This window comes from Vibrio ordalii ATCC 33509 (assembly GCA_000257205.1).
GTDB lineage: Bacteria > Pseudomonadota > Gammaproteobacteria > Enterobacterales > Vibrionaceae > Vibrio > Vibrio ordalii.
Genome location: AEZC01000169.1, coordinates 1 through 6,031 on the forward strand (window position 1 = coordinate 1; position 6,031 = coordinate 6,031).

Consider the following 6,031-nt stretch of genomic DNA (forward strand, 5'->3'; position numbering starts at 1 on the left):
ACTATCATACCTATTTTTCTCTATTGTTGTGACCTATCTATGGTTCAGTTTTAAAGATAAAAAATTATCAGAGCCGAAATAAAAACTAAATAGAGGCCTCACGTTGATTTTGTATTGAGTTTTTAGCGGCATTGATCGCGGTTATAGCTAGTGTGTTAAAAGCGCTTCACAGGATAATTGAAAAGGGAAGTCAATGATAATTGGGTTATTTTGGACAGAGAAAGGCATCTTACTACTCGGTATTATTTTTATTTTGATGAGTATTATGCGGTACAGTAAACGCAGTCATGACTGGAAAGGTGTGATAACGATGTTTTATCGTCGTATTCCGATGTCAATTGAGGAATATAAGTGGTACCGCTTAGGAGTGGCGCTGATTGTTGTAGCTATTGTGTTGCGTATTACTTTGTTGACGTTTTGGCCTGCACTGTAAGTTTGGTCTGAATAGGGTGGTTTTTTAATGACAATACTATTCACACGTGTTGGCTTTTCTTCTACGGCGATATCAATTAAATTTTTCCACAACTCGCATCTATCTAACGTTTAGGTATACACTCTATTTATCAAATTAAATAAATAGAAGGTGATTACATGTCTTTCCCCGTACTCATCTGTGATGACTCTGCACTGGCTCGAAAGCAGATGGCTCGTTCACTTCCCGCCTCGCTAAACGCCGATATTACTTTCGCAGTTCATGGTTTAGATGGGATTAAAAATCTTGAAGAACATGATTTTAAATTGATGTTCCTCGATTTGACCATGCCAGAATTGGATGGTTACGGTACGTTAGAAGAAATACAGCGTAGAGGAATGTCTATTCCTGTCGTTGTGGTTTCCGGGGATATACAGCCAAAAGCGAAAGAACGGGTAATGGCCCTCGGGGCTCGAGCTTTTATTCAAAAGCCGATCGATAAAGAAGCCTTGAATCGTGTGCTGAAAGAGCTGGTCGAACCACCAACACAACCTCATATCGTTACACCTATTTCGGTTGAATTACCGATTTTAAAGCGTCGTGACATCTATATGGAAGTTGCGAACGTTTCGATTGGTCGAGCGGCAGATGCTCTAGCGCGGCACTTTGATGTATTTGTTCATTTACCTTTGCCTAACGTGAATATTTTTGAAGTGAGTGAACTACATATGGCACTGCGAGACTTGGCAGAAAATGATCAAGTGTCGGGCGTATGTCAAGGTTTTAGCGGTGAAGGTATTGCAGGTGAAGCACTCGTGCTCTTGAGTGATTCAAGTGTTTCTGACCTCAAAAAATTAATGAAAGTACCAGCAGACAGCGAAGAGCTTGAAGAATTAGAGCTGTTGATGGATGTATCCAATATTTTAGTTGGCTCTTTTCTGAATGGATTAGGCGAGCAATCGGAGGTGCGCTTTTTTCAAAGCTCTCCAGTGCTGCTTGGACAACATATTTCGATTGACTCCATCATTAACTCAACAGCCGGTTCATTTAAAAAGACAATGACATTTGAAGTAAGCTATAACATTGATCAAACAACGATCCGCTGTGACTTGCTCTTTATGTTTGTGGATGAGTCTCTTCCGTTGCTAGACAATAAATTATCGTACTTAATGGAGGATTTTTAACGATGAATCTCCCTGCAGAATTTGAACAGTTCCACTGGATGGTGGATATGGTGCAGAATGTCGATATGGGGCTTGTCGTGATTAATCGTGACTATGAAGTACAAGTCTGGAATGGATTTATGACACACCACAGTGGTATTCAAGGACATGATGCAATTGGCAAAACCATTTTTGAACTGTTTCCTGAAATCCCCCAAGAGTGGTTTAAGCTCAAAACCAAACCTGTGTATGACTTAGGCTGTCGTAGTTTTATTACTTGGCAGCAGCGCCCATATCTCTTCAAATGTCGTAATGTTCGCCCTATTACTCAGCAAGCCGACTACATGTACCAAAGCATTACTTTAAACCCGATGCGAACCACGACGGGTAAAATAAACTCACTGTTTTTATCGATACAGGATGCCACATCTGAGGCGTTGGCCTCTTTGCGGACACACACATAGAATAAAAATGTCGAGTATTTTGAAGCCTCCTTTTTAATATTTTATTAAGGAGGCTTCATATTAGTGATGGGTTCAATTAATTAAGCGTTACAAGCTCATTTCCGCAACGCTGATTGTTTATAAAGGCACGAATGTTATCCAAAGTTGTCTGAGCGATATTGTGTAGCGCATCTTCAGTCAAAAAGGCTTGATGACCTGTAAACAGTACATTGTGGCAAGCTGATAGGCGTCTGAATACATCATCGACAATCACATCATTCGACTTATCTTGGAAGAAAAGATCTTTTTCATTGTCGTAAACATCTAAACCAAGAGCGCCGATACGACCTTGTTTCAGTGCTTCAATTGCTGCAACTGAATCGAGCAATTCACCTCGGCTGGTGTTTACAATCATCACGCCATCTTTCATTTGGGAAAATGCGTGGCTGTTGAGTAAATGGTAGTTCTCTGGCGACATTGGGCAGTGAAGCGTAATCACATCACTTTGTTGGTAAATTTCCTCAAGGCTGCAGTAAGTGGCACCGAGTTCAATCGCCAGAGGGTTCTGATAAGGGTCGAAGCACAGTACTTTCATTCCTAACCCTTTTAAAATGCGCATTGTGGCGATACCAATTTTTCCTGTGCCAACAACTCCCGCGGTTTTACCGAAGAAGTTAAACCCGACCAACCCTTCTAGTGAGAAATTAGCGTCTCGGGTGCGCTGGTACGCCTTGTGAAAGCGGCGGTTCAAACACATCATCATTCCTACTGTGTGCTCTGCCACCGATTCTGGTGAATATGCGGGCACTCGCACCACTTGAATGCCCAGCTCTTTTGCGGCATCAAGATCAACTTTATCAAACCCTGCGCAGCGCATTGCGATAAGCCTCGTCCCATTTTTATACAATTGGCTCAATACTGGGCGACTTAAATCGTCATTCACAAAAGCGCACACCACAGCGCATCCTTGGGCCATTTTGGCTGTGGCTGGGGTGAGTCGAAAATCGTGAAAGTGTAACGAGAAGAGTGTCTCATCATTAATTTTCGAAAAAGAGCTCGCGTCGTAAGATTTTGCGCTAAAAAATGCAATGTTGATCATATTATCTTCCTAATCAGACTTATAGTTTTCACCTATAAATACGCTTAATATCACAGAAAATAAACCACAAAATAACTATGTCTTTGGGATGGTAGGAGTTGCGGGGTGATGTCACTAAAATCGAAAACGGACGGATTAATGATAAAAATTCACCACAATCTGTAAAAGTCGCCGATAGAAATGTCTGAGTCACCTCTTTTGCGAGTGTGATTTTCATCACATTTTCGGCGCAATGCTGAACAAGGTAACGTTTGCTTATTGTATGAAAGATTTTGCTAAAATGATGGGTTCTTTAATAACGTATTGAAAAATAAAAATTTACACGATGAGTATTTGAGAGAGATAAACTTGAGAAGTGTCGGATATGAAAGTTTCGAGATAGTACCAACAAAAAAAATGCAAATATCAGACTTGCCGATAAGAAATCCGGGCCTATAATGCTGAAAATCGGAGCGTCTGCCAACGCTCCGGTTTTTTTTTGTCCAAAATGTACTGACGTCTGCCAACGAAGGTACTACGCACTCTGCAAAAGAGACACAAATGGTCAATTAATCAAGGAATTACATAATGCGTATCGAACAAGAACTTAAGTTAGGTTTTAAAGATGTCCTGTTTCGCCCTAAGCGTTCAACACTAAAAAGCCGTTCTCAAGTAAATTTAACCCGCGATTTTACATTCAAGCATAGTGGGCGTCAATGGTCCGGCGTGCCTGTTATTGCGGCGAATATGGACTCGGTAGGCAGTTTTGCTATGGCAAAATCACTTGCTGAACATGAGGTAATGACAGCGGTTCATAAACATTACTCAGTAGCTGATTGGGCTGAGTTTGTTAAAAACGCCGATGCATCAACACTTAAGCATGTGATGGTTTCAACTGGCACATCTGATGCTGATTTTCAAAAAACCAAAGATATCATGGCGCTTAGTGACGATCTGATTTTCATTTGTGTTGATATTGCTAACGGCTACTCTGAGCACTTGGTCGATTACGTACAACGCGTGCGTGCGCAATTTCCAGATAAAGTGATCTCAGCTGGTAATGTTGTCACCGGAGACATGTGCGAAGAGCTCATTCTAGCGGGTGCGGATATCGTAAAAGTTGGTATCGGCCCGGGCTCGGTTTGTACCACTCGCGTGAAAACAGGTGTTGGTTATCCTCAGCTTTCAGCCATTATTGAATGTGCCGATGCGGCGCATGGATTAGGCGGGTGTATCATTGGTGATGGTGGCTGCACATGCGCAGGTGACGTTTCTAAAGCCTTTGGTGGTGGCGCTGATTTTGTCATGCTTGGTGGCATGCTAGCAGGCCATGAAGAATCTGGCGGCGAAGTGTTTGAAAAAGAGGGCGTGAGCTACATGAAGTTCTACGGCATGTCGTCACAGTCTGCAATGGCGAAGCACTCTGGCGGCGTTGCAAAATACCGCGCAGCGGAAGGCAAAACCGTATTGCTACCTTTCCGTGGCAGTGTTCATGAAACGATTTCAGACATCCTTGGCGGTGTACGTTCAACCTGTACTTATGTCGGTGCAGCTAAGTTAAAAGAGCTCACAAAGCGCACCACATTTATCCGTGTTCAAGAGCAAGAGAACAACGTTTACGGTAAAGAGTAAACTTCCAACTCTTCGGAAAATGTAAATACAACCATACATTGCAATAAAACAATCATACGTTGAAATTTAAACAACCATACCTTGCTGCTGTATAAAAAGTGTACCATACTTTTGAAAGTTTACTACAGGTGTGGTTGTTTGATATGAAAAAACGAATCCTCAAAAACTCTAAAGTAAAGAACATTTCCCGCTTTGTTAGCTTGAAGACAGATTCAGTTCAAACTACAGAATCTGATCTTGAGTTTGATGCTTGTTTTCATTTTGAATTCGCTCCCCACCGAAATAAAGACATTCGAAACCCAACCATTGGGCTTTAAATATCGGATGAACGGACTTGTTCGTCGATATACGCCTGATATGCTTTGCTATTTTCATGATGGTTATGCACCATATTATGAAGTTAAGCCTAAATGGGTAACTGAACAGGATGAATTTAAAGAAAAATTTGATGCGCAGAGGCAACAAGCAATTGCCAACGGACACGATTTACTCGTTCTGACAGAAGAGGATATTCAAATTTACCCTTTATTAGATAATTTGAAGATCATTCATCGCTATGCTTGTTCTGATAATCTTGATGATGTTCAGATTAGGCTTTTAAAGTTATTCCAAAATTACGGTGAAATGCGAATTTCGCAAGTATTAAAAGCTAGTCAGGGACAATCTGCATCTATATTGCCTGCGCTATATGATTTAATTGCAAAAAAAATTCTAGAGTTTGATTGGCATTGTCCAATTAGCCATGATTCTCTTATCTGGAGAGTTTCATGAGCGACAACTCTGAAGATGTTCATGCTTTTGGTGGTTTTTTCTCAGAGAAAAGCTCAGTTATTTCTGTGCCTAAGACATCAAAGGGTGCACCATTTGGGACCGAACTTCAAGAAAGGTATCAAGACCTATTTTCATTCGATGAAAAACGAAGAGATGAGGCAATTCATCGATACAACATATTAGATTACCTTATTGAATTGCATGGCCCTAGTCTAACCTTAAAGAAAATATTGGGTTCGATGAAAGGCCTTGAAGATAAATTTTATCCGAATGTACCATCTCCTCCATCGATATATCGTTATTGGAATACGTATAAGAAATCTGGTTTTGTACTTTCTTATTTGGTTCCTGGAGTAACTAGCGGTAATAGGGTCATGACTCCAATCGGTTGATTTAAAAATAGAATTCCCGTTCAATGAATGTTCCGATCACCTTATCGTGCATCTCCTCCGATCTAGAAAAGCCGATAGTTCTACGCACTAAACGTTTTAATCTGGAACGTAAGGTCGTAAGCGCGTAAGCGCATCATAAA

Annotated in this window: 7 protein-coding genes and 1 pseudogene; 6 read left to right on the plus strand and 2 right to left on the minus strand. The window is 41.1% G+C overall.

Translation table 11 applies throughout. The features are described from left to right. Positions 1-193: 193 nt before the first annotated feature. From VOR_RS0111675 to VOR_RS0111685, 3 genes are all read left to right on the plus strand, one after another. Positions 194-433 (plus strand): hypothetical protein, encoded by a 240-nt coding sequence (locus tag VOR_RS0111675; protein WP_010319885.1) that lies wholly within the window; start codon positions 194-196, stop codon positions 431-433. Positions 434-591: 158 nt separating this feature from the next. After that, positions 592-1,596 carry a response regulator gene (locus VOR_RS0111680; protein ID WP_010319886.1) on the plus strand — a complete coding sequence of 335 codons (1,005 nt, stop codon included), beginning with the start codon at positions 592-594 and terminating at the stop codon, positions 1,594-1,596. A gap of 2 nt (positions 1,597-1,598) precedes the next feature. After that, complete coding sequence (locus tag VOR_RS0111685) at positions 1,599-2,039, plus strand: PAS domain-containing protein (protein ID WP_010319887.1); 441 nt, start codon at positions 1,599-1,601, stop codon at positions 2,037-2,039. Positions 2,040-2,115: 76 nt separating this feature from the next. Here the strand turns inward: VOR_RS0111685 and VOR_RS0111690 are convergent, their stop codons facing one another. Continuing rightward, positions 2,116-3,117, minus strand: coding sequence for a 2-hydroxyacid dehydrogenase (locus tag VOR_RS0111690; protein ID WP_010319888.1), 1,002 nt, complete (start codon positions 3,115-3,117; stop codon positions 2,116-2,118). Between the two features lie 567 nt (positions 3,118-3,684). On the opposite strand from VOR_RS0111690, the gene VOR_RS0111695 reads away from it, so the two are divergent. From VOR_RS0111695 to VOR_RS17200, 3 genes are all read left to right on the plus strand, one after another. Further along, entirely contained in the window at positions 3,685-4,728 is a 1,044-nt protein-coding gene (locus VOR_RS0111695) for a GMP reductase (protein ID WP_010319889.1), read from the plus strand. 246 nt (positions 4,729-4,974) lie between these two features. Further along, the gene (locus VOR_RS17925; protein ID WP_010319890.1) at positions 4,975-5,499 is read left to right on the plus strand and encodes a heteromeric transposase endonuclease subunit TnsA; all 525 of its coding nucleotides are present in this window, start codon (positions 4,975-4,977) and stop codon (positions 5,497-5,499) included. Next, positions 5,496-5,891, plus strand: coding sequence for a hypothetical protein (locus VOR_RS17200; RefSeq protein ID WP_010319891.1), 396 nt, complete (start codon positions 5,496-5,498; stop codon positions 5,889-5,891). The genes VOR_RS17925 and VOR_RS17200 overlap by 4 nt, the downstream gene beginning before the upstream one ends. A 1-nt stretch (position 5,892) precedes the next feature. Here VOR_RS17200 and VOR_RS18475 read toward each other — a convergent pair. Then, positions 5,893-6,006 (minus strand): annotated as a pseudogene (locus VOR_RS18475) (IS1 family transposase); the annotation flags it as partial. Between the last annotated feature and the right edge of the window lie 25 nt (positions 6,007-6,031).

What these genes read in the sequence shown, in the direction of transcription:
- VOR_RS0111675 (WP_010319885.1), top strand. Translation starts at nt 194, where the DNA reads ATGATAATTGGGTTATTTTGGACAGAGAAAGGCATCTTACTACTCGGT.
- VOR_RS0111680 (WP_010319886.1), top strand. Translation starts at nt 592, where the DNA reads ATGTCTTTCCCCGTACTCATCTGTGATGACTCTGCACTGGCTCGAAAG.
- VOR_RS0111685 (WP_010319887.1), top strand. Translation starts at nt 1,599, where the DNA reads ATGAATCTCCCTGCAGAATTTGAACAGTTCCACTGGATGGTGGATATG.
- VOR_RS0111690 (WP_010319888.1), bottom strand. Translation starts at nt 3,117, where the DNA reads ATGATCAACATTGCATTTTTTAGCGCAAAATCTTACGACGCGAGCTCT.
- VOR_RS0111695 (WP_010319889.1), top strand. Translation starts at nt 3,685, where the DNA reads ATGCGTATCGAACAAGAACTTAAGTTAGGTTTTAAAGATGTCCTGTTT.
- VOR_RS17925 (WP_010319890.1), top strand. Translation starts at nt 4,975, where the DNA reads ATGCTTGTTTTCATTTTGAATTCGCTCCCCACCGAAATAAAGACATTC.
- VOR_RS17200 (WP_010319891.1), top strand. Translation starts at nt 5,496, where the DNA reads ATGAGCGACAACTCTGAAGATGTTCATGCTTTTGGTGGTTTTTTCTCA.